Annotated in this window: 24 protein-coding genes and 1 other annotated feature; of the genes, 1 reads left to right on the forward strand and 23 read right to left on the reverse strand. The window is 41.2% G+C overall.

Annotated elements, in window-relative coordinates; all coding sequences use genetic code 11:
* Positions 1-107 precede the first annotated feature (107 nt).
* From tehB to ybeY, 11 genes are all read right to left on the reverse strand, one after another.
* A complete protein-coding gene (gene tehB, locus D8836_RS01385; protein ID WP_125392919.1) occupies positions 108-968 on the reverse strand; it encodes an SAM-dependent methyltransferase TehB in 861 nt (286 codons plus the stop codon).
* A 14-nt stretch (positions 969-982) separates the two neighbouring features.
* Positions 983-1450 carry an SsrA-binding protein SmpB gene (gene smpB, locus D8836_RS01390; RefSeq protein ID WP_001051750.1) on the reverse strand — a complete coding sequence of 156 codons (468 nt, stop codon included), beginning with the start codon at positions 1448-1450 and terminating at the stop codon, positions 983-985.
* Positions 1413-3767: a ribonuclease R gene (rnr, locus tag D8836_RS01395; protein ID WP_125392920.1), complete on the reverse strand. Its 2355-nt coding sequence runs from the start codon at positions 3765-3767 to the stop codon at positions 1413-1415. The genes smpB and rnr overlap by 38 nt, the downstream gene beginning before the upstream one ends.
* Positions 3768-3868: 101 nt before the next feature.
* A complete protein-coding gene (secG, locus tag D8836_RS01400; RefSeq protein ID WP_000282517.1) occupies positions 3869-4102 on the reverse strand; it encodes a preprotein translocase subunit SecG in 234 nt (77 codons plus the stop codon).
* A 39-nt stretch (positions 4103-4141) separates the two neighbouring features.
* Positions 4142-4291, reverse strand: a complete 150-nt coding sequence (gene rpmG / locus D8836_RS01405; protein ID WP_001809104.1) for a 50S ribosomal protein L33 — start codon at positions 4289-4291, stop codon at positions 4142-4144.
* The gene (locus D8836_RS01410; RefSeq protein ID WP_125392921.1) at positions 4291-5490 is read right to left on the reverse strand and encodes a multidrug efflux MFS transporter PmrA; all 1200 of its coding nucleotides are present in this window, start codon (positions 5488-5490) and stop codon (positions 4291-4293) included. Before D8836_RS01410 ends, rpmG begins: the two co-directional genes overlap by 1 nt.
* The gene (coaE, locus tag D8836_RS01415; RefSeq protein WP_125392922.1) at positions 5477-6082 is read right to left on the reverse strand and encodes a dephospho-CoA kinase; all 606 of its coding nucleotides are present in this window, start codon (positions 6080-6082) and stop codon (positions 5477-5479) included. The genes D8836_RS01410 and coaE overlap by 14 nt, the downstream gene beginning before the upstream one ends.
* On the reverse strand, positions 6082-6906 hold the full coding sequence (gene mutM / locus D8836_RS01420) for a DNA-formamidopyrimidine glycosylase (RefSeq protein ID WP_125392923.1): 825 nt from the start codon (positions 6904-6906) through the stop codon (positions 6082-6084). The genes coaE and mutM overlap by 1 nt, the downstream gene beginning before the upstream one ends.
* Before the next feature lie 48 nt (positions 6907-6954).
* Complete coding sequence (era, locus tag D8836_RS01425; protein WP_000143264.1) at positions 6955-7854, reverse strand: GTPase Era; 900 nt, start codon at positions 7852-7854, stop codon at positions 6955-6957.
* Between the two features lie 16 nt (positions 7855-7870).
* Complete coding sequence (locus tag D8836_RS01430; protein ID WP_000378166.1) at positions 7871-8266, reverse strand: diacylglycerol kinase family protein; 396 nt, start codon at positions 8264-8266, stop codon at positions 7871-7873.
* A complete protein-coding gene (gene ybeY, locus D8836_RS01435; protein ID WP_000275156.1) occupies positions 8247-8744 on the reverse strand; it encodes an rRNA maturation RNase YbeY in 498 nt (165 codons plus the stop codon). Before ybeY ends, D8836_RS01430 begins: the two co-directional genes overlap by 20 nt.
* A gap of 104 nt (positions 8745-8848) precedes the next feature.
* Here ybeY and pavA point away from each other — a divergent pair, with 104 nt between their 5' ends.
* The gene (gene pavA / locus D8836_RS01440) at positions 8849-10504 is read left to right on the forward strand and encodes an Rqc2 family fibronectin-binding protein PavA (RefSeq protein ID WP_125392924.1); all 1656 of its coding nucleotides are present in this window, start codon (positions 8849-8851) and stop codon (positions 10502-10504) included.
* 165 nt (positions 10505-10669) lie between these two features.
* Here the strand turns inward: pavA and D8836_RS01445 are convergent, their stop codons facing one another.
* From D8836_RS01445 to D8836_RS01500, 12 genes are all read right to left on the reverse strand, one after another.
* Positions 10670-12382, reverse strand: a complete 1713-nt coding sequence (locus D8836_RS01445) for a glucosaminidase domain-containing protein (RefSeq protein ID WP_125392925.1) — start codon at positions 12380-12382, stop codon at positions 10670-10672.
* A gap of 98 nt (positions 12383-12480) precedes the next feature.
* Positions 12481-13467 carry a dihydroorotate dehydrogenase gene (locus D8836_RS01450; protein WP_185761576.1) on the reverse strand — a complete coding sequence of 329 codons (987 nt, stop codon included), beginning with the start codon at positions 13465-13467 and terminating at the stop codon, positions 12481-12483.
* Positions 13430-14230 carry a dihydroorotate dehydrogenase electron transfer subunit gene (locus D8836_RS01455; protein WP_060628467.1) on the reverse strand — a complete coding sequence of 267 codons (801 nt, stop codon included), beginning with the start codon at positions 14228-14230 and terminating at the stop codon, positions 13430-13432. Before D8836_RS01455 ends, D8836_RS01450 begins: the two co-directional genes overlap by 38 nt.
* Positions 14231-14478: 248 nt before the next feature.
* Positions 14479-14859: a lactoylglutathione lyase gene (gene gloA, locus D8836_RS01460; protein ID WP_000157153.1), complete on the reverse strand. Its 381-nt coding sequence runs from the start codon at positions 14857-14859 to the stop codon at positions 14479-14481.
* Positions 14860-14917: 58 nt separating this feature from the next.
* Positions 14918-15277 carry a 50S ribosomal protein L20 gene (gene rplT / locus D8836_RS01465; RefSeq protein WP_000124834.1) on the reverse strand — a complete coding sequence of 120 codons (360 nt, stop codon included), beginning with the start codon at positions 15275-15277 and terminating at the stop codon, positions 14918-14920.
* Positions 15278-15328: 51 nt separating this feature from the next.
* The gene (gene rpmI / locus D8836_RS01470) at positions 15329-15529 is read right to left on the reverse strand and encodes a 50S ribosomal protein L35 (protein ID WP_001125943.1); all 201 of its coding nucleotides are present in this window, start codon (positions 15527-15529) and stop codon (positions 15329-15331) included.
* A 32-nt stretch (positions 15530-15561) separates the two neighbouring features.
* On the reverse strand, positions 15562-16092 hold the full coding sequence (gene infC / locus D8836_RS01475; protein ID WP_000848180.1) for a translation initiation factor IF-3: 531 nt from the start codon (positions 16090-16092) through the stop codon (positions 15562-15564).
* A 15-nt stretch (positions 16093-16107) separates the two neighbouring features.
* Positions 16108-16239, reverse strand: a sequence feature (ribosomal protein L20 leader region).
* Between the two features lie 160 nt (positions 16240-16399).
* Positions 16400-17584, reverse strand: a complete 1185-nt coding sequence (locus D8836_RS01480) for a hypothetical protein (protein ID WP_125392926.1) — start codon at positions 17582-17584, stop codon at positions 16400-16402.
* Positions 17581-18174: an ABC transporter ATP-binding protein gene (locus D8836_RS01485; RefSeq protein ID WP_125392927.1), complete on the reverse strand. Its 594-nt coding sequence runs from the start codon at positions 18172-18174 to the stop codon at positions 17581-17583. The genes D8836_RS01480 and D8836_RS01485 overlap by 4 nt, the downstream gene beginning before the upstream one ends.
* Positions 18175-18194: 20 nt before the next feature.
* The gene (locus D8836_RS11315) at positions 18195-18419 is read right to left on the reverse strand and encodes a hypothetical protein (protein ID WP_125392928.1); all 225 of its coding nucleotides are present in this window, start codon (positions 18417-18419) and stop codon (positions 18195-18197) included.
* A 137-nt stretch (positions 18420-18556) separates the two neighbouring features.
* On the reverse strand, positions 18557-20797 hold the full coding sequence (locus tag D8836_RS01495) for a DNA internalization-related competence protein ComEC/Rec2 (protein ID WP_125392929.1): 2241 nt from the start codon (positions 20795-20797) through the stop codon (positions 18557-18559).
* Positions 20781-21431 (reverse strand): helix-hairpin-helix domain-containing protein, encoded by a 651-nt coding sequence (locus D8836_RS01500; protein WP_125392930.1) that lies wholly within the window; start codon positions 21429-21431, stop codon positions 20781-20783. The genes D8836_RS01495 and D8836_RS01500 overlap by 17 nt, the downstream gene beginning before the upstream one ends.
* Positions 21432-21467: the final 36 nt, after the last annotated feature.

Here is a 21467-nt window from a genome sequence, read left to right on the forward strand (position 1 = left end):
ATTATAGCGATTCTTGAAATAAAAATTATATAGTCAGAAATATTACATTTTTACAACATTTGGCATTTTTAAAAAGGTTAGGAAATTCTCCAACCTTCATAACATATTTATTTGATTTTCTTAGCTAGCATGGTTGCAAAGCGTAGTTGAATGCGATTGCCATTTTCATCGCGACGGTGCAGATGGCCTGGGTTTTCATTGTACTTGACCAATTCCCATTCCTTGTAATAGTCTGCCAGTTCCCCTTCTTTAAAGGTGAATGGGAAGTTCACTGAGCAAGGATAATCCTCCGTATCCATAGCACAGACGATGAGGTTGTAACCACCTACCGTGGTGTGCTCCTGCATGTTTCGGATAATAGCTGGAATGCGGTCCGCTTGTAAAAACATGAGAACAACAGTTGATACGATAAAATCATAGGCTTGCCCAATGCTGGCTGAATTGATATCGTAAAGACCAACAGGCATGTCCAAATCTTCCTGCTCCACAATGCTTTGTAAGATTTCAAGGGCCAATTCATTTTGATCTACAGCTGTCACATCAAAACCATTCTGTGCAAGAAAGAGGGAATTACGGCCCTGACCACAACCCAAATCCAAGGCTTTACCCGATTTCACTGTTTGCATAGCTTCCAGAACTTCTGAATGAACAGGATTGGTATTGTATTTCTTAGGGAAATAGTCCTCAGGTTTACAATAAAATTCCAAGTACCATTCTACATCGTCTGTGGCAGCTTCCACTCGATGCCAAGCTTGAGGTTGCGCCATTGGGTTGTCGGCCCCTGCTTCAAAGAGGTGTTCAGCTAGAACTTCTCCTTCTTCACTCAATTCAATAAACTTGAGGGATCCTTTTACAACTGTAATCTTGCCCCAAGTTCCAACCTTGGTATTGTGTTTCTGCTGAACAGCTTCAGGCATAGTTTCTTTATTCCACAAGGGCATGCGTTTATAGGCAACTAGTTTTTCCATCTTCATTCCTCTTTTTATCGCTGATTAACAGCTTTCATAACACGCGCGATGTCGCGATTTTGCTCCCGTCGCTTGATAGACTCCCGTTTGTCATAGTCATGCTTTCCTTTAGCTAAACCTAAAAGGAGCTTGGCATAACCATCTTTAATATAGACCTTAAGGGGAACCAGCGTCATTCCTGTCCCTTTAGTCTCTTGTTCCAATTTTTGAATTTGTTTCTTATGGAGCAGGAGTTTGCGACGGCGTTCTGGTTCTTGGTTCCAGATATTGCCCTCTTCGTATGGAGCGATATGAACATTGCTCAACCAAACTTCCCCATTTTTTACTTGGGCAAATCCATCCTTGAGATTGATTCGAGCAGCTCGCACACTCTTTATTTCCGTTCCAGTCAGGACCATTCCTGCCTCTAGCGTATCTACGATTGTATAGTCGTGGCGCGCCTTTTTATTTTGTGCGACGACCTTTCCCTCGCCCTTTGCCATGCTTGGCTCCTTTCTTAGCTACTTCCTTGTAAAAAGGTTTCTTTCCTTTTTTCTTCTTGTCTTTTTGTGAATGCTTGCGCTTATCATTAGAGCGACCTGATTTTCTCTTGTCTTCCTTCTTATCTGAACGACGATTTGAACCACGCCCTCTGTCACTACGACTAGACTGGTTCAAGCCTTTCTCAATCACATCAAACTCACTTGGGATATAAGAAAAGTCAATTTCACCTGTCATCTTATCAGCTCTTTCAACTCGGATACGGATTTGCTGACCTACACGGAAGGTTGTTCCTGATTTCTCCCCACGAAGGGTCAAATCACGTTCATTAAAATGATAAAATTCAGGTAGATTTGTGATGTGAATCAATCCTTCAACCGTATTGGGCAATTCAACAAAGAGACCGAATTTAACGATGCTGGACACAACCGCATCATACTCTTCACCCACGTATTCTTCCATGTACTCAGCCTTTTTCATAGCTTCGACTTCGCGTTCGGCCTCGATAGCACGACGCTCACGATTAGAAGACTGGGTCGCAATCTCTGGAATCACTTGTTCAAAATGCTCTGCTATTTCCTTAGAATGTCCGTAGTCACGAATCATACGGTGGACAAGGAGGTCGGGATAACGGCGAATCGGACTAGTAAAGTGAGTATAATAGTCAGCCGCTAATCCATAATGGCCGTGATTGTGCTCCGAATAACGAGCCTGCTGCATGGAGCGAAGAAGCATCATGGACAATACATCCGCATAAGGCTCTCCCTCAACACCACGCATGATGTCTTGGAGGGCCTCCTGGCTAATCTCACTGGCAGTTCCATAAATGCGCAAGCCAAAACTCGAAGCATAATCAATAAACTTCTGAACCTTTTCAGCCTTAGGCTCCTCGTGAATTCGATAGATAAAAGGCAAATCCAGCTTGCTAAAATGCTCGGCAACTGTTTCATTGGCCATCAGCATAAAGGATTCAATCATGCGCTCGGCAATTCCACGCTGACGAAGAACGATATCAACAGGCTTACCTTGTTTATCCACTAAAATCTTCGCTTCATTGGTATCAAAATTGAGGGCTCCACGTTTCACACGCATGTTTTCTAAAGTTTCATGAAGCTTGGCCATGAGTTCGATACTTGGAACAATTTTCTGATATTCTTGTCTCTTTTCCTTGTCTCCAGCTAGGATATCATTGACATCACTATAGGTCATACGGAAACTTGTCTTGATAACCGTTTGTGTAATAGTGTAATTAACCACACGACCATGTTTATCAATCTCCATAATGGCAGATTGGGTCAGACGGTCAACTTGAGGATTGAGGGAGCAAATTCCATTAGACAGTCGTTCTGGAAGCATTGGGACAACTCGGTCTGTCACATAGACAGAAGTCGCGCGGTTAAGGGCTTCCTTGTCAAGGGCCGAACCCTCGGTCACATAGTAGGAAACATCTGCAATGTGAACTCCGAGTTCCAGATTACCATTTTTCAAGGCCTTGATATGCACCGCATCGTCCAAGTCCTTGGCATCCGCGCCATCAATGGTGAAGGTAATCTCACCTCTCAAATCCAGACGGCCTTCCATATCCTTTTGAGACGGAGCATCAGGCACACTTTCTGCTTCCTTGACAACAGCTTCCGGAAACTCAGATACAATGTCCATAGACTCTAAAACCTCAAGGACATCAATTCCGACATCCGTTGAATGCCCCACTACATCAAGTACACTCGCGACAAAGAAATCATGTTTCTTGCTTGGGTATTTATCGATAAAGACCTTGAGAACTTCGGTTCCTTCTAGTTTTAGAGCTGGTTTCTTAACATAAATCGGTTGACTGATTTTCTGATTTTTCGAACGGATGTAGCCAGCATACTTGGGTTTTTCCTGATCTAGAACGATTTGTCCAACAACGGTTGTCAAACTGTGCTCTAGGATATCGATAATTTTGGCTTCTGCCGCTGTTCCCTTATTGCGGTCAGCGACTTTTTTGATGACGACCTCAACGGTATCACCATCAATAGCATAGTTAACATCGTTTTTACCTACAAAAAGGTCGTCCTCCTCGCCTTCTAGACTAACAAAGCCAAATCCATTTTTATGGGCATGAAAAATCCCCTTGAGGGTAATCTCATGTTTTTTCTTGACTTCCAAAGTCAGACTGCCATCTTCCTCAAAGCGTATCTGATGCTTTCTTTCCATTAAGGACAAGGTTTTAATCAACTCACGAAAATCCTTGGACCCATCTTTTTCCAAAGCCTGAGCCAAATCATTGACAGTCACCTTTCTCTTATCTTGTAAATATTCTTTTATTCTATCTTTCATATTTTCTTTCTAGATTTTTTAATTTTCTTTTACTGTAAAACCTTCTCAAATATCTTTTAAAAATAAAAAGAGGCAAAGACCTAGTCCTGCCCATTATTTTCTTATCTACTTGATAATACCGTCAATGCTAAGGCAATGGCTAGCCAGAAAAAGACTAAAATCCCTGTCAAACGCTGCATTACAGCTTCAAAACCGCGTGCTTTACTGCGTTCGAACAAATCACCTGAGCTGGCATCAAATACATTGCTGGATTGGTTTTTGGTTGGTTGCATGAAAATCGCAATCACAATCACAACAGATAATACTAATAAAATGGTTAATAATAGGTTATACATATCAAACTCCTTAAAATCCTTATTATTTTACCATAAAATCTACTTAGATTCAAGATGTAGGGTTACTTTTCTTTCCTTGGGACAATACTTTAAAACCTCAATCTTGTCTGGATGGGTTTTTGAATTTTTACTAGTTAGGTAATTGATACTGCCACAAGAGGAGCATTTGAGATTAATTTTTACTCGCACTAGATTTCCTTTACTTTTAATAATGTTCGAAATTGAAGAAGGTTAAAGAGACAACTAAAGGCAACACAAAGGCTTGTCGCATAAAAGACTGCATGGTAGCCAAATTGACCTGCTACTGCAGAACCTGCCATAGGCCCAACGACACCTCCCAGATAAAAGAATACCTGATTGAAGGCAAAGACCCTTGAAATACCGGCTTTGGGAGTCATTTTGCTGAGAAGGGCATTAACTCCGGGAATCAAGGCACCGGTTCCCAATCCAAAGAGGAAACGATAGAGTCCTAGTTGAAGGGGACTAGAGGCATTGGCACAGAGGAGATAGATGATGACTGAATAAAGCTGGGCTACAACCAAGAGGCGATGATTGCCTACCTTGTCACCTAGCTTTCCCATAACTCCTGCACTCATCATACTGGAAAAGCCCATACTGGATACAATCAAACCAGATACAAAAAGAAGATTCTCTGTCTGGCCTAAGTCGCGTACATACAGAGCTAAGATAGGGCCGATCGATTGGGCTGAAAATTGGATGACAAAACTGGTCAGAAAGAGGTTGACCAAAAGATAGGGATATTTAACTGAGGTAAATAATTCCTTTGTTGGGATGGCCTTTTCCTTGGCTACTGGTTGAAAATCTTCCTTGATAAAGCAAATAGTCAAAACAGCAGCTAAGAATAGAAAACTACCAACCAGTAAGAAAACAGTACGAATGCCAAATAATTCTGCGATAAAGCCACCAATAAAGGGACCAGTTAGAGTACCTGCAACTACGCCTGTAGACAAAGTACCTAAGGCAGAGCCTGATTTCTCCTTGGGAACCTGACTGGCTATCAAGGCTGTGGCGTTAGGAACAAAACCTGCAAATACACCATTCAGTAAACGAAGAAAGATTAACCAATAGATATTTGGCACAAAAGCCAAGCCTCCCATAGTAATGGTCATGGCCATGCCGGCCCGAATCATCATGGGTTTTCGACCGTATTTGTCAGCAAGGATGCCCCAGATAGGAGAAAAGAGCGCCGCAGAAATAGCAGAGACAGAAATAGCTAAGCCTGCATAAAAAGCGACTTGCTCACTCCCTACACCTAGATTTTCCACAAAGATGGGCATAAAAGGCACAACTAAGGAAATACTTGCTCCTGTCAGAAAATTACCAAACCAGGCAATGCGCAGATTATCCTTCCAGTTAATCTCTGTCATCTTGCTTACCTCCCTCAAGCAGGGAGAACACCTGAGTAAGAAGCTGGTTCTGATTGCCATTGTTGTCTAAAACATGGCTGGCCAAATATTTCTTTTTTTCTAAAGGCCACTGGGCTGTCAGACGAGACTCAGCTCCATCCTTGGATAACCGATCCCTTTTCATTAAGCGTTTCACTTGGACATCCCTGTCCACATAGACCAGCCAAATCTCATCAAACAAAGAGACGTAGTCCTGCTCAAAAAGTAGGGGAATATCCATGAAGAAAATCTCTTCTGTCTGAGCCAATTGGTCTCTTAATGTAGCTAGTTCCTTACGGATAATCTCTCCTTGGATTTGCTTAGACCATTCTCGTTCTTCAGGATTTGAAAAGATGAGACTAGCTAGGAGAGGGCGATTGAGTTCTCCATTTTCTAAGATAATTTTTTGACCAAAGTGCTGGACTAGAGCTTCAAACAGACGACCACCAGGTTTCTGTAGTTGGTGGACGACTGCGTCGGCATCCACTACTTGAAATCCTTGCTTTCTTATAAAATTTGTCACAGTTGACTTACCAGAGGCAATTCCCCCAGTGATTCCGATGATTTTTCCCATCAACCCCTCCTTTGGCACTGAGGACAAAAATGGGTGCCTCGTCCGCCTAGTTGGATTTTCTCAATGATGGTGCCACAACGTGAACATTCTTGACCAGCCTTGTCATAGACCTGATGAAAATCCTGCATGGTTCCATCTTCCCCAAAGGCATTGGTATAGGTCCGAATGGTTGAGCCACCTTTTTCAACAGCCTGTCCCAATACAGCAATGGTTTGGTCATGAATGGCAGTCGCTTCTTCTGCTATCAAAGTCTGGGAAGGTCTAGCCGGATGAACCTGAGCTCGCCAGAGAACCTCATCCACATAGATATTGCCAAGACCAGCTACCAAAGTCTGGTCTAAAAGATGGGATTTGATGGGCTTTTTAGACTTAGCTAGGGTAGCTTGAAAGACCTGCAAATCAAAGTCTTGTTCGCTTGGTTCAGGCCCTAATTTTTTAGAAATAAAGTAGGCGTCTAAAAGGTCAGGAGCCAAGAGTTCCATAGTACCAAACTTGCGTACATCCTCATAAACAAGCGTGCCACCATCTTCAAACTGAAAGAAAACATGGGCATGCTTGCGTTCAGGAACCTGGTCTGGATAGTAAAAATACTTGCCTTCCATGCGCAAATGGGAAATCAAGACCTTGTCTGTCAGGTAGAAAAGTAAATATTTACCCCGACGTCCCATTGACTCAACAATTTGACCAGGCACTTCCTTTCGAAACTCGTCCAAATCCGTCTTAATCATCTTGGGATAGCGAATTTCTATACTCGAAATCTTCTTTCCCAAAATCAATTTTTCCAAGCCACGTCGAACGGTTTCAACCTCAGGTAATTCAGGCATAAGTCCTCCTTCTGTAAAAACAAGAAGCAGGCATGAGCCCACCTCTACTTAGTATTCTTTTTCATTATAGCCAAAGTCAGCCAAATCTAGCTTTTTATCGCGCCAGTTTTTCTTGACCTTGACCCATGTTTCTAGGAAGACCTTGTCTCCTAGCATGAGTTCGATATCACGACGGGCCATGCTACCAATTTTTTTAAGCATAGCACCACCTTTACCGATAATAATCCCTTTTTGACTATCACGCTCGACCATAATTGTTGCACGGATGTGAACCTTGTCTGTCTCTTCGTCTCGTTTCATAGAATCAACCACTACAGCAACTGAGTGAGGAATCTCTTCGCGAGTTAGATGCAAGACTTTCTCCCGAACCATCTCTGAAACCAAGAAACGTTCTGGATGGTCTGTGATTTGATCAGACGGGAAATACTGGAATCCTTCGTCCAGATTTTCACTCAAAATATCAACTAAACGTGAGACATTATTTCCCTGAAGGGCTGAGATAGGAACAATTTCCTTGAAATCCATTTGATTGCGGAAATCATCAATCTGAGACAAAAGCTGGTCTGGATGAACCTTATCGATCTTGTTCACCACCAAAATCACAGGAACCTTGGCAGCCTTGAGACGCTCGATAATCATGTCGTCTCCCTTACCACGCGCTTCATCAGCAGGCACCATGAAAAGAACGGTGTCCACTTCGCGAAGGGTACTGTAGGCAGACTCAACCATGAAATCTCCAAGAGCTGTTTTAGGCTTGTGAATCCCTGGTGTGTCGATAAAGACGATTTGTTCCTTATCAGTCGTGTAAATTCCCATTATTTTGTTGCGCGTTGTCTGCGCCTTGTCACTCATGATGGCAATCTTTTGCCCCATGACATGATTTAAAAAAGTTGACTTCCCAACATTGGGACGTCCTAAAATGGCTACAAAGCCTGATTTAAAAGTCATAATTTCCTCTTACTATTTAAAATAATAAATCCCAGATTCGTGGGAGAAAAATCAATGCGCCTGTTAAGGCTGCGAAAAGAGAGACCACTAATACCGCGCCAGCCGCCATATCCTTGGCATTTTTAGCCAGCATGGAAAAGTGATAGTGACTGGCCAAATCCACCACATTTTCAATAGCAGAATTGATAATTTCAAAAGCTACTACCAAGAAAATGCTCAATAGGAGAAAGAGCCATTCGATTCGTGACACCTGAAAAACAAAACCTGCAAGGATGACCACAAGAGCCGTCACTGCATGTTTTCGCATATTGCGTTCTTCCTTGATGGCAGTAAAAATTCCTGTGAGAGCAAATTCTAAACTGGATATCAGGTCACGATTTTTCCATTTTCGTTTATTGTCTTGTGAGTCCATAGGCTGTCAAAATTTCTTCTTGTAAACCGAACATCTCCGCTTCTTCTTCCGGAGTGTAGTGATCATAGCCGTTGATATGTAAAAAGCCGTGTACTGCCAAGAAGCCCATCTCACGCTCAAAGCTATGGCCATATTCCTCGGCCTGCTCATGTGCCTTATCGATAGAGATGAACAGTTCCCCAATATAGGCATCAAACTCAGACATCATCTCTGCCAATTCTGGATTTTCAAGTAAATCTTCCTCGTCAAAGGCAATTTCCAACTCTGGCTTGTATTCAAGGCTGATGACATCTGTCGGACGGTCTGTGTCACGGTACTCCAGATTGAGTTCATGACTACGCTCATTGGTCACAAAGGTAACTGCCATCTCCTTGTCTTCTTTTCCTAATTTTTGGGCTGCAAATTCCAAAATTTCTTGGGTTTGTTGCAACATTTCTTTTGAAACTTGACCAGTTTCATCTACCATTTCAATATACATGTGCTTCTCGTTTCTCTTTACTTGGCTTTATTATACCACATTTCCATGATTTTATTCTACCTTTTTGATATAATACTATGGAATACAATCACAAGGAGAGAACGATGTCATTTGACGGATTTTTTTTACACCACATGGTTGAGGAATTGCGAAGAGAGTTAGTGAACGGTCGCATCCAGAAAATCAATCAACCTTTTGAACAAGAGTTGGTCTTGCAAATCCGCAGCAATCGCCAAAGTCATCGCCTGCTCCTTTCTGCCCATCCAGTTTTTGGACGCATTCAGCTGACCCAAACGACTTTTGAAAATCCAGCCCAACCTTCTACCTTTATCATGGTTTTGAGAAAATATTTGCAGGGTGCCCTGATTGAGTCGATCGAGCAAGTGGAAAATGACCGTATTGTGGAAATGACAGTTGCCAATAAAAACGAGATTGGGGACCATATTCAGGCTACCTTGATTATCGAAATTATGGGGAAACACAGTAATATTCTACTGGTCGATAAAAGCAGTCATAAAATCCTCGAAGTCATTAAACACGTTGGCTTTTCACAAAATAGCTACCGCACCTTACTTCCAGGATCGACCTATATCGCTCCGCCAAGTACGGAATCTCTCAATCCTTTCACGATCAAGGATGAAAAGCTCTTTGAAATCCTACAAACACAGGAAACGACAGCTAAAAACCTTCAAAGCCTCTTTCAAGGTCTGGGACGCGATACGGCAAATGAATTGGAAAACATTCTGGTTAGTGATAAACTTTCCACTTTCCGTAACTTTTTCAATCAAGAAACTCAGCCACGCTTGACTGAGACTTCCTTCAGTCCAGTTCCTTTTGCAAATCAGGTGGGAGAGCCTTTTACCAGTCTTTCTGATTTGTTGGACACCTACTATAAGGATAAGGCTGAGCGCGACCGCGTCAAACAGCAAGCCAGTGAACTCATTCGTCGTGTTGAAAATGAACTTCAGAAAAACCGCCACAAACTCAAAAAACAGGAAAAAGAGTTACTGGCGACAGACAATGCTGAAGAATTTCGCCAAAAAGGGGAATTGCTGACAACCTTCCTCCACCAAGTACCTAACGACCAAGACCAGGTTATCCTAGACAACTACTATACCAACCAACCTATCACGATTGCACTTGATAAGGCTCTGACTCCCAACCAGAATGCCCAACGCTATTTTAAACGGTATCAGAAACTCAAAGAAGCTGTCAAATACTTGACTGATCTGATTGAAGAAACCAAGGCAACCATTCTCTATCTGGAAAGTGTGGAAACTGTTCTCAATCAAGCTGGGCTGGAAGAAATCGCTGAAATCCGTGAAGAATTGATTCAAACTGGCTTTATCCGCAGAAGACAACGGGAGAAAATCCAGAAACGCAAAAAACCAGAACAATATCTAGCAAGCGATGGCAAAACCATCATCTATGTAGGACGCAATAACCTGCAAAACGAGGAGCTAACCTTTAAAATGGCCCGCAAGGAGGAACTTTGGTTCCATGCCAAGGACATTCCTGGAAGCCATGTTGTCATCTCAGGCAATCTTGACCCATCCGATGAAGTCAAGACAGACGCAGCAGAACTAGCCGCCTACTTCTCTCAAGGTCGCCTGTCAAATCTGGTTCAGGTAGATATGATTGAAGTCAAGAAACTCAACAAACCAACTGGTGGAAAACCCGGCTTTGTCACCTACACAGGACAAAAGACCCTCCGTGTCACACCAGATCCAGAAAAAATCGCATCCATGAAAAAATCCTGATTTTACTTGAAATCAGGATTTTTAACTTATACTCAATGAAAATCAAAGAGCAAACTAGGAAACTAGCCGCAGGCTGTACTTGAGTACGGCAAGGCGATGTTGACGTGGTTTGAAGAGATTTTCGAAGAGTATTACTACTCACTCAAATCATATTCAATTATAGGACTAATCTTTGCCACCTAGTTTCTCATTGATTTTCATCATGACACTAGCAATTTTTTCACCCCAATAAGGGTCTGAGGCATATTCCACATTCATACCAGACGCCTTGTTTCCAAGGAAAGTTCTACCCCTATCGATATAATTTTCCTTAATCCACTTGCTTGCACCTAAAATTCCCTTATCAACATCATCAAATGTCTTGGCAGAAAGGTAAGGAGTCGTATCATAGGCTGTAATTCCAAAGAAATTATTCTTATCTTTGGCAATCTTACTTCGTCCCCAGTCACTTTCTAAGGCACTATGAGCAAGGAGATAGAGGGCATTGATATGGTAATGTTCTTCGGCTTCCTTAAAGGTTGCTCCCTTGTTCTCCAAGAGGCTATTATTAATATTTAGCAGACTAAATACCTTATCCAAGTCTTCAGCACTATAGTTTGTAGCCTCTGTCAAATCTTTGAAAAGGAAGGGATTTTTAAGCTTAAAACCATCAAAATGCAGGCCATCTGCCGAATAATATTTCTTGCCTACTTCCATATCAGAAAGATGAGAAGCTACTGGGATACTAGCATTCTGAGCCACATAGTGATAAAAACGGTGGCCATCACTCTCATAATAAGGGATAAAATCCTTACTAGCATCTAGTGCTTGTAAATCTTCTGTTTTCATATAGCCTGACAAACCAGAAACAGTAATAGCCAGGCGCTTGTCATCACTCTTTCTGTCCTTATCAAGCCAGACGACACTTCCTTGTGATATATAGGAGAGTTTATCACCATCTGCATTATAAACATTTGCTGTGATAGGCACTACTTGATAGTATGCAGCATTTTGACTTGTAGTTTTTTCTCCAAGCCATTTACCATCACTTCCAAGCTGATGACCATCAATATTCTCGTTTTTTGCCATGTAACCGCCGGATTTGAAGTAGTACCAGGCTTGACTATGAGAATCATATACCCACTCTTTTTCAGCCATTTTACCATCAGATTTGAGGTAAAACCATGACTCTTTATCCAAAATCCATTCATTGGCTGCCATATAGCCTCCGGATTTTAGATAATAATACTGACCATTATCAAAAATCCATTCTTTATCAGCACGATTCCCATTTTCTTTAATGTAAAACCAAGATTGGTATTGTTTGTCAAAAAGCCAACCTTTCTGTACTTTGGCACCACTAGAATTCACATAAACCTGGTCAATCCACTGACTTGTCAGTAAATAACCACCAGATTTGAAATAATAGTCCTTACCCTTAATTTGGAGCCATTCTTTCTCTGCGTGCTGGCCATCTGCTTTGATATAAAACCAAGCATCATATTGAGAATCATAGACCCAGTCTTCTATTACCTTGGCACCTGTAGCACCGACATAGGAAGCTCCTAGCCAAGCATTTCTTTTCATCTTTCCATCTTGGTCAAGATAATAGAGGACTCCCTTGTCTTCTATCCATTCTGACTTGGCCATATAGCCACCAGATTTAAGGTAAAAATAGTCATCACCTTGCTTTAGCCATTCATTTTCAGCATAGTTGGCATCTTCTTTTATATAAAACCAAGATTGATAGTGAGCATCGAAAACCCACTCATTAGCTGTTTGACTCCCATCTGCTTTCAGGTATTGTTTTCCTTGCCAAGTACCATCGCTAGCCATTGCACTCTCTGGTCTGACTAAGAAAAATAGCAGGGCTAAAAAAATAAATCTCAATTTCTTCATTAATTTACTTCCTCTGTTCTTACTCATTTCATTATATCAAAATTCTCTATAATCAACATTACAAACTAATAAAAAATCAAGAACAGAATGATTGCAGTTTACCTCAGAGACTCTTTGACTTCCTTGCGGAGATTTTCTAGACTGCTGATACCATATTTATCCATAACCTTTGGTAAATTTTCGATAATATCAGGACAGGCATATGGATTGGTAAAGTTGGCTGTTCCAACTCCAATAGCCGATGCTCCAGCCAGATACATTTCTAGGGCAGCTTCTGCCGAATCCACTCCTCCCATTCCAATGATAGGCAGGTCTGTAGTTTGGGCTACTTGGCGGATGAGTTTGAGGGCTACTGGAAAGACTGCTGGACCTGACATTCCACCTGTTCCATTGGCCAAGATTGGTTTGCGAGTTTTGAGGTCAAAGCGCATTCCGACAAGGGTATTGATCATGGTCAATCCACTTGCTCCTGCATCCTCTGCTGCCTTTGCGACGGTGACAATATCGGTCACACTAGGGGTTAGTTTGACATAAACTGGTACATCAGAGGCTTCCACAGCTGCTTTTACCACATCATAAGCCAGATCAGGATCTTGACCAATCAAGAGCCCATGATTGCAGTGGTCTACGTTAGGACAAGAAATATTGAGCTCAATAGCCTTCACATTAGCTGCCTTGGAAATACCATGAGAAACAGCCGCATACTCTTGTTTTGAAAAACCAGCTACATTGGCAATGATGGGAAGATTTGGATATTCTCTTTCCAACCACGGTAACTTTTCAGCCAAAACAACTTCCAAACCAGGATTTTGCAAGCCAATTGCATTGAGCATACCAGCGGGTGTTTCTGCCACTCTTGGAGTTGGATTGCCAAAGCGTGGTTCAAGGGTTGTCGCCTTGATCATAATAGAACCTAAAAGGTCTAAATCATAGTACTTGGCATACTCTTGTCCAAAACCAAAACAGCCTGATGCTGGAATGATCGGATTTTTCAAATCCAAACCAGGTAGAGAAACTTGTAAACGATTTGTAGTCATGATTTTCTCCTTATAATACAACAGTTCCTGTTCGGAAAACAGGACCATCTTCACAGACGCGTTGGCTGACCGTCTCGCTTTCTGGCACTTTTAGGACACAGGCATAGCAAGCCCCCATCCCACAAGCCATACGAGATTCCAGAGATAGATAGGCTCTTGGGTGGTCATAAAAGTTTTGATTGATATACTTCATCATGCCAGGCGCCCCACATGAATAAACAGCATCAAACTGACTGTCTAAGTCATTGATGACAACAGACACATTTCCTTTAATGCCATATGAACCATCATCTGTCGTTACAAAAACCTGACCATATTGGGCCAATTCCTTTTCAAGGATAACAGCATCCTTGTTAGCAAAACCAAGGACTGTCACTACTTTCACACCACGCGCATGTAATTCCTTGGCCACCTCAAGCAAAGGAGGTACACCAATCCCACCTCCAACTAAGAGAACCTGGCTCTGCTCATCTAGGTCAGACAAGTCAAAACCATTTCCCTGAGGACCCATCACATCAAGAGTATCTCCCTGACTTAAGGTTGAAAAAATAGCTGTCCCAGTTCCCTCAATCCGATAAATAAGATGACACTGCTTATTTGCCTTATCAATAGACGAAATTGAAATAGGACGACGCAAAAGATGGGCATCATCAGGCACACGCAGATGAAGGAATTGGCCTGCTCGCATAGCTTCAACCATTTCCCCTTCTAGGACTAATTCAAAGATTGCTGGCGCGATTTCCTCCTGTGCTACCACCTTCATGGTTTCCAAACGAATTGCACCCAAACGTTTCTTACATGTGGGATTCATGACTTCTCCTCCTTAAATTTTAAGGGGACCAGATAAAGAAAAGACCTTGCTAGTGCAAGGCCTCAGTTAAAATTGTACAACAGAAGAGAGCACACTCAAAAAGTCTCCTCTAGAAAATTGTACTATTCTTTTATCTGACACCTTGTGAGTCTCTCTGGACTCCCCTTAAAGGTTAAATTTTTACTAGTATACTCTTTCAGCTAAAAAAAGTCAAGTAGAAAACGAACATTCTACTTAACCTCACGAGATTATTTTTCACGAATGACTTCGACCTTGTAGCCATCAGGGTCTTTGACAAAGTAATAGTTAGGCGCAGTTCCTGGTAGGCCATTTGGCTCAGTAACTTCATAACCTTTGGCACTGTGCTCTTGATGAAGCGCCTCAAGATCAGGTGTACTTAGGGCGATATGGGCAAATCCATCTCCAACCACATAAGGACCATGATCGTAGTTATAAGTCAACTCCAACTCATAGTCGTCACCTTCAAGACCTAGATAGACAATCGTGAAGGCATGATCTGGAAAATCTCTGCGACGCAATTCTTTAAAACCAAAAGCATCTTGATAAAATGCGATTGATTTTTCAAGGTTTTCTACTCGCAAGCAAGTGTGTAGCATTTTTGATGCCATATTTTTCTCCTTTATTTTTAAAAAGACTGGGACAATCCTGTTCCAGTCTTATCTGTTATTATTTACCAAGTTTTGCTTTAGCTGCATCTGCAAGAGCTGTGAAAGCTGCTGCATCGTTAACAGCCAAGTCAGCAAGCATTTTACGGTTAACTTCGATCTCAGCCAATTTCAAACCATGCATCAATTGTGAGTATGAAAGTCCGTTCATACGAGCTGCCGCATTGATACGAGTGATCCACAATTTGCGGAAGTCACGTTTTTTCTGACGACGGTCACGGTATGCATAGTAGTAAGAGTTCATTACTTGTTCTTTTGCAGTACGGAACAAGATGTGTTTAGCTCCATAGTAACCTTTTGCTAATTTAAGAATACGTTTACGACGTTTGCGTGATACAACGCCACCTTTAACACGTGCCATGTTTTATTTCCTCCAAATATTTCCTAGAATTGTTTACTTACAGTCAAGCTATTATTTCAAGCGAGTAAGCATTGCTTTGATACGTTTGTAATCTCCTGAATGCACCATAGATGCTTTACGAAGATGACGACGTTGTTTCTTAGTTTTTCCGTGGAAACGGTGAGAAGTGTAAGCACGGAAACGTTTAAGTCCACCAGAACCTGTACGTTTGAAACGTTTAGCTGATGCGCGGTGTGTTTTTTGTTTTGGCATGATTTTTTCTCCTTTATTTAACTTTCTGACAATTATTTTTTGTCAGTCGCTGGCGCCAATTGCATGAACATTTGACGTCCATCCATTTTAGCACGTTGTTCGATGATGGCAATATCTTGAGTTGCTTCAGCAAACTCGGCTAAAACTTTCGCACCAATCTCTTTATGGGTAATCATACGACCCTTAAAGCGAATAGATACCTTAACTTTATTTCCTTTTTCAAGGAATTTGCGTGCATTGCGAAGTTTTGTATCAAAGTCACCCTTGTCAATAGTTGGACTTAGACGAACTTCTTTCACAGTAACAACACTTTGTTTTTTACGTTGTTCTTTTTGCTTCTTCTGGTACTCAAATTTGAACTTACCGTAGTCCATAATTTTTGCAACAGGCGGCTTGGCTTGAGGTTGAATCAATACTAGGTCAACATTAGCGTTATCAGCCAAAGCTTGCGCTTCACTGAGTGGCTTGATGCCTAGCTGTTCTCCTTCAAGACCAATCAAGCGAACTTCACGTACACGAATCTCATCATTGATGAATAAGTCTTGCTTTGCTATGGTTTTCACCTCTTTTGTTTTATTAGAGAAAAACAATAGCGGACTCGTAAATATACAAGCCCGCACGTTATGATAGCGTTTCTTAGAAACTTTTCATCCGTAGGGCCAGGCAACTTAATGTCACAAGGCGAGAAGCTCTCACTTCTGCTTTTCTCAACTTTTATATGATACCAAGTTTTCTAGCCCTTGTCAAGATAAAAAGTTATTTTTTTGAAAAGTTTGTGTTTATATTTTGACTTGGTTTCCGAATCAAAAAGAGAGAAACAAGTTGATTCCCTCTCTGTATTAATTTTTCCACACCTTCCCTATGGGAATGCTAAAACCTATTAAAAACTTCCTTTTTACGTGAACTTCCCCATCTTTCGATAAATAGAATCCCCACTAACAAAAGGATAATCAGGCAAGGAAGTAAGACTAGCCCCATACCCCAATTCAGATTGACATTATCAATCTGCTTAGGTAATCTTCCAGACAAAATATCTACTGAACGCAAGTAAGTAAAGGGAATCAGATGTGCAATCCTTTGAAGAGGCTGAATTGTTTGGATTCCAAACAATAAGCCAACAATTCCAATGAGTGAAAGAAAGAGGACAGGCATTTTTTGCTTGAAAAAGTAAGCAATCAAGTACACTACTTCCACAATAACGATAAAGGCTAAGAAAGCTAATAACAAGCCAGGAAATAACATATCTTGTATCTTTCCAATAGTTACCTCTTGATTCACTAAGCTATAAATCGGGTAGGGATAATCTAACTGTCCAAAACCACTTATCAGACTTCCCACTAGAAAAGAAAATCCGATGATTCCGATAAACAGCACAGTTACATAGCCCACTCCAACTCCAAGGGAGGACATGGCAAATGCCACTTTTGAAAAAGGATATAACTGAGCTGTGTCCAGATGATTTTGATATCTTTCTGCAAATAGTTGCGTTAGCATAAAAATAATAGCAATCACAAACAAGGTTGGGATGATAGCCTCTAAAATCCAGATAATCTGATCAATCCCGTGGGTCGGAAACTCCAAAGTATGTGCTTTTATGTTCAAGGGATACAGGGCTTGGTAAATCTTTCGTTGGCGGTCAACCGCCATTTTAAAGTCAGAGCTAATAGTCGGGTTATTTGATATCATTTCATAATTCTTCTCTTCATCTTGCCACTGCAAATAGTAGGCTTCTTTCCATCGCCCTTCTTTTAATAAAGTCAGAATTTCTGTCTTTTGAGTCGAATAATTTTTTTGCCCGTCTAAATTATTTTTAGCAATCTGGTATTCCTCCGAGCTGGTGTCAGATATTTGGGAAAGTTTCTCTTCATATTCATTGATGATTCTCTCATCTTTTACAAGACGGGTTTCCAACTCGCTCTCCAAGCTGTGTGAGTTTGCAGTCCGACTATTTAAATAAAAGGTAACACCGAGTACAGATGCAAATAAAAGTAAGATAATCCAGTTTAAACGACTTTTGAAAACTTTCTTTAATAAAAATTGGCTAATATCTTTCATAACGGAACCTCTTCTATCTGCCCCTGACGAATGGTTACGATGCTATCGCAAATCTCCACTAACTCCTCTTTGTAGTGAGAACTTAAAAGAACCAGCTGTTCTTGTCTATCGATTTGTGCCAGCCTATCAAAAAACTTCTGTCGATAATACTCATCTAAGCCATTTGTAATCTCATCCATGAGCCAGCATTTCGCCTGACTCAGGAAATACATGGCAATCACCAAGCGTTGCTTCATGCCTAAGGAATACTTGCGAATGGGAAGACTGATATAGTCAGACATTTCCCAATAGGTAATTTCATCCCCCAAGTTCAGCCCTGACTTCCAGATGTTCTTGATCAGGCGAAGATAGTCCATCCCACTTAAGTTTCCATCCAGCCATTCAATACTCTCATAATAAAACAAAGAAGGAGAGACTGCGATATTTCCGCTACTTATAGGAATTAAATTGCTAATGGCACGAAACAGTGTCGTCTTTCCAGAGCCATTTATAGCAAGAATACCATAAATCCTACCCTTTTCAAATGTAAAATCAACATCTTGTAAGATGACTTGTCGCGTTTTTAAGGTCACATGAGTAAGCTGCAACATATCTAGCCCTCCTTTTTGGATTAATAGCCTCTGCTGTAGTAGTTTAGTACCTCATAATAATCGTAATTCCAACCAGAATCAATTTTATATTCAGAATAGCTGTCATAACGATACCATAACAGGGGATTAATATAGTTATATCTCTGGGAATTCATACTAGACTTATAGTAGATATTCCAATCATACCTATAAGTTTTAAGAACGCTCACAGCAGATATACTGGACTGAAAAAGACCAATAATCATAAACTAATTAAACGATTTTTACTAATTTTTAATGGTTTTATATCATTAATATTGAATACGCTTTCATTATATCGTTTTTATCATTATTATGCAACAGATTTTTAGTTTATTTTACTAATATATAATATTTGTCCTTCCTATCGAACACTTTCGATTTTCCAATTTTTCCAACCTTTAAAGCGTATAGCTCCTTGCTGGTCAGTTCGGTAAACTTTGCTATTGATACCTTCCAGTCGTGTCAAGGTTTCCTGATGGGGGAGTTTCGTTCGATTGTTCTTTCCAACTGAGATGAGAGTCATCTCTGGTTTGAGATGTTCTAAAAAGGTTGAATTTGATGATTTTTTAGAGCCATGTTGGCCAGCTTTCAAAACATCCACTTCTAGGTCAGGATACTGCTTCAGCAATTCCTTCTCCCCTTTCTCCTCCAAATTTCCTGTGAAGAGAAAGTACTTATCCAAAAGTTTTCCATACAGAACCAGGGAATCATCATAACCTCCATCTCCTATTTTCCTTGGAGCTAGGACTTCTAACTGACTTCCAAAAATTGGCAAGTTCTCTCCTGCTGTCACACTGCGCACCTTAGTTTGGGTCGCCTGTAGTTCTGCCACAAATTCCTTCTGTTTCAGAGTTCCTTTTGATACTAAGATCTCCCCTACACGGAAAGCCTTGGTCACCTCCAACAAATCACCAACACGTTCCTTGTCCGTATTTGTCAAAATCAGCTGGTCAATCTTGGCTACTCCTCGATTTTTGAGATAGGGAATCAAGGTTCGCTGGGCATTGCTGGTCGTCGCCTTTTCTTGCCATTTTTCGATTTTCTTATCAGATTCTGCCTTGCCACCAACATCTATGAGAATGGTCTTCCCAGTTACATCCCGTAGGAAAATACTTTCTCCTTGCCCCACATCCAGCATGGTGATTTCATTTTCCAGTGGATGCTTGGTCAAGAAAAAGAGACCCACAATAAATAAGCTGAAGCCAGCTACTCTTTTAATATTTTTCCTCAAATCATAGACCAAAGCCAAGGAAATTAACAATAAAATTAAAAGCCATGCATTGGGTTGTCCAAAGACTAGAGGTCTACTTGCCACCTGTGAGACCAAGCGAATCATCCCCTCCAACCATTCAAAAATAAAATTAAGCTGAATGACTGGATAGAGAAAGGAAAGGGCAAATAAGATAGACAAGAGCGGTAAGAAGACCAAGTCAAAAAGAAAGGAAAAGACAAAGGTCAAAAGGATGGACCAAGGCTGAAATTCCGCAAAATAGAAGGATAGAATGGGCAATATTCCCAAGGAAATGACTAGACTTTCTCTGGCAATAGCCTTAAGCCCCTCCTCTTCTTTGCTGGTCATAGTCAAGATAAAAGCATAAGCGCAGGACAAGACTCCTCCTGCAGTCAGGAAAAAGTTGGGCATGACGATAAAGAGTACAAGCACCGTCAAGGCAAAATTATCCAAGCCCTTAACACCATGTTGAGCCAGTAGCTTTTGCAAAAGACTGCGAATGACCGAGGCTGAAAATCCAGTCAAACCAGCATAGAGAAGGGAAAAGGGATAAGTCAGCCATTTCAACTTTTCTTGGGTCAAGCCCAATCGCAAGAGAAGTTTCTTAAATACGTCCATGAAAAAACCTACCTGCATGCCAGACAAGGCAAATAGGTGGATAATTCCTAAACTGGAATAAAGCTCATTCATCTCCTCAAAGTCAGTGTCCAGATGTCCTAATAGAAGCCCCGTCATGTAATTGCGCATAGGGTCTGGAAAGTGCGTCTTAATCCAAACTACAACCTTTCGACGTAAGCTGGACAGGTTTTCACCTGCATCCCAACTGCCAACCTTTTGAAGTGACTGGATTCTTTTAATATTGAGAGTCTGGTAAATTCCCTGAGTCTTCAGATAGGCTTGGTAGTCAAATCCACCAAAATTTCTCTGCCCTTCTGGCTCCGAAAGCTTCCCTTCTAGTTCCAAGTCATGAAGGGCTGTTAAAGCTTGAAAGGCTTCTTTCTCCTCCTCGGACTGGAGTTTATAATAGACTTGAAAAATGCGTCCATCAGACTTACCACGAAAGGACAGACTGTCACCATTAACCTTAATAGTGTCAGGCAAAATCCGTACCCTTTCAACAGAATCCGTCAAATTTTGACTTGCTTGACTCTGTTGCCAATTTTGAAACAGAAACCAGAAGGCAAAGATTCCGCAAATAACTAGAACTTTTCCAGCAGGTTTCCAAGGAAATTGGATAAAGAGACAGACAATCAGAAAAACAAAGCCCAACAAAGCAAGATAGGATGCTGAGAAAATAGCGTAATAAAGCCAAAGTAACAGAAAACTCAGGTAAATTAGGGGAATAGAGAAATTCTTAATCCACTGTAACATAATCTTTTAACTTTTCTATGGTCTTGGCACCAATTCCAGAGACTTTCTTGAGTTCATCAACCGACTTGAATTTCCCATTTGCCTCACGATGGTCGATAATGTCCTGAGCTCGTTTTCCTCCCAGTCCCTTGACCTGCTTGAGTTCTTCCAGACTAGCTTTGTTGAGATTGACCTTCTTTTCTTTGCTTGTTGAAGAAGGCGCTCCAGAACCAGTCTTTTCACTAGCTGATTCTTCTCCCTTAGTTGGGACGTAAATCAGAGCCTCGTCACTAACTTTCTGAGCTAGATTGAGCGACTTGCTATCTGCTTGTTCTGTCAAACCACCAGCCTTCTGAACAGCATCATTGACTCGACTACCTACCGGCAAATCATAAATTCCAGGTGCTTTAACAGCGCCTTTTACATCTACTGTGATTAGATCTTGTTCAACAGGTTCTTCCTTTTCTTCCTTCTTCACTTCCTTTTCGGATACCGAATCCTTGGAAACAGCTGCAACTTTTGCCTGCAAATTCGTTTCCTTGACAGGTGTTTGTGGAGCTGGCTTTAGCAGGAAAAATCCTCCTACAAGTAAGCCCAGACCAGTACAGATGACAATGATTTTATACTCTTTAATTTTCTCGATAATTGCTTCCATATTTTCTCCTCTCTTAGATTATTCGTAAGAGGAAGA

Origin of the sequence: Streptococcus mitis, assembly GCF_003942995.1 — a bacterium.
GTDB lineage: Bacteria > Bacillota > Bacilli > Lactobacillales > Streptococcaceae > Streptococcus > Streptococcus mitis_CV.

Coding starts and splice junctions, on each gene's coding strand:
- tehB (WP_125392919.1), bottom strand. CDS start 968: ATGGAAAAACTAGTTGCCTATAAACGCATGCCCTTGTGGAATAAAGAA.
- smpB (WP_001051750.1), bottom strand. CDS start 1,450: ATGGCAAAGGGCGAGGGAAAGGTCGTCGCACAAAATAAAAAGGCGCGC.
- rnr (WP_125392920.1), bottom strand. CDS start 3,767: ATGAAAGATAGAATAAAAGAATATTTACAAGATAAGAGAAAGGTGACT.
- secG (WP_000282517.1), bottom strand. CDS start 4,102: ATGTATAACCTATTATTAACCATTTTATTAGTATTATCTGTTGTGATT.
- D8836_RS01410 (WP_125392921.1), bottom strand. CDS start 5,490: ATGACAGAGATTAACTGGAAGGATAATCTGCGCATTGCCTGGTTTGGT.
- coaE (WP_125392922.1), bottom strand. CDS start 6,082: ATGGGAAAAATCATCGGAATCACTGGGGGAATTGCCTCTGGTAAGTCA.
- mutM (WP_125392923.1), bottom strand. CDS start 6,906: ATGCCTGAATTACCTGAGGTTGAAACCGTTCGACGTGGCTTGGAAAAA.
- era (WP_000143264.1), bottom strand. CDS start 7,854: ATGACTTTTAAATCAGGCTTTGTAGCCATTTTAGGACGTCCCAATGTT.
- D8836_RS01430 (WP_000378166.1), bottom strand. CDS start 8,266: ATGGACTCACAAGACAATAAACGAAAATGGAAAAATCGTGACCTGATA.
- ybeY (WP_000275156.1), bottom strand. CDS start 8,744: ATGTATATTGAAATGGTAGATGAAACTGGTCAAGTTTCAAAAGAAATG.
- pavA (WP_125392924.1), top strand. CDS start 8,849: ATGTCATTTGACGGATTTTTTTTACACCACATGGTTGAGGAATTGCGA.
- D8836_RS01445 (WP_125392925.1), bottom strand. CDS start 12,382: ATGAAGAAATTGAGATTTATTTTTTTAGCCCTGCTATTTTTCTTAGTC.
- D8836_RS01450 (WP_185761576.1), bottom strand. CDS start 13,467: ATGGTCCTGTTTTCCGAACAGGAACTGTTGTATTATAAGGAGAAAATC.
- D8836_RS01455 (WP_060628467.1), bottom strand. CDS start 14,230: ATGAATCCCACATGTAAGAAACGTTTGGGTGCAATTCGTTTGGAAACC.
- gloA (WP_000157153.1), bottom strand. CDS start 14,859: ATGGCATCAAAAATGCTACACACTTGCTTGCGAGTAGAAAACCTTGAA.
- rplT (WP_000124834.1), bottom strand. CDS start 15,277: ATGGCACGTGTTAAAGGTGGCGTTGTATCACGCAAACGTCGTAAACGT.
- rpmI (WP_001125943.1), bottom strand. CDS start 15,529: ATGCCAAAACAAAAAACACACCGCGCATCAGCTAAACGTTTCAAACGT.
- D8836_RS01480 (WP_125392926.1), bottom strand. CDS start 17,584: ATGAAAGATATTAGCCAATTTTTATTAAAGAAAGTTTTCAAAAGTCGT.
- D8836_RS01485 (WP_125392927.1), bottom strand. CDS start 18,174: ATGTTGCAGCTTACTCATGTGACCTTAAAAACGCGACAAGTCATCTTA.
- D8836_RS11315 (WP_125392928.1), bottom strand. CDS start 18,419: ATGATTATTGGTCTTTTTCAGTCCAGTATATCTGCTGTGAGCGTTCTT.
- D8836_RS01495 (WP_125392929.1), bottom strand. CDS start 20,797: ATGTTACAGTGGATTAAGAATTTCTCTATTCCCCTAATTTACCTGAGT.
- D8836_RS01500 (WP_125392930.1), bottom strand. CDS start 21,431: ATGGAAGCAATTATCGAGAAAATTAAAGAGTATAAAATCATTGTCATC.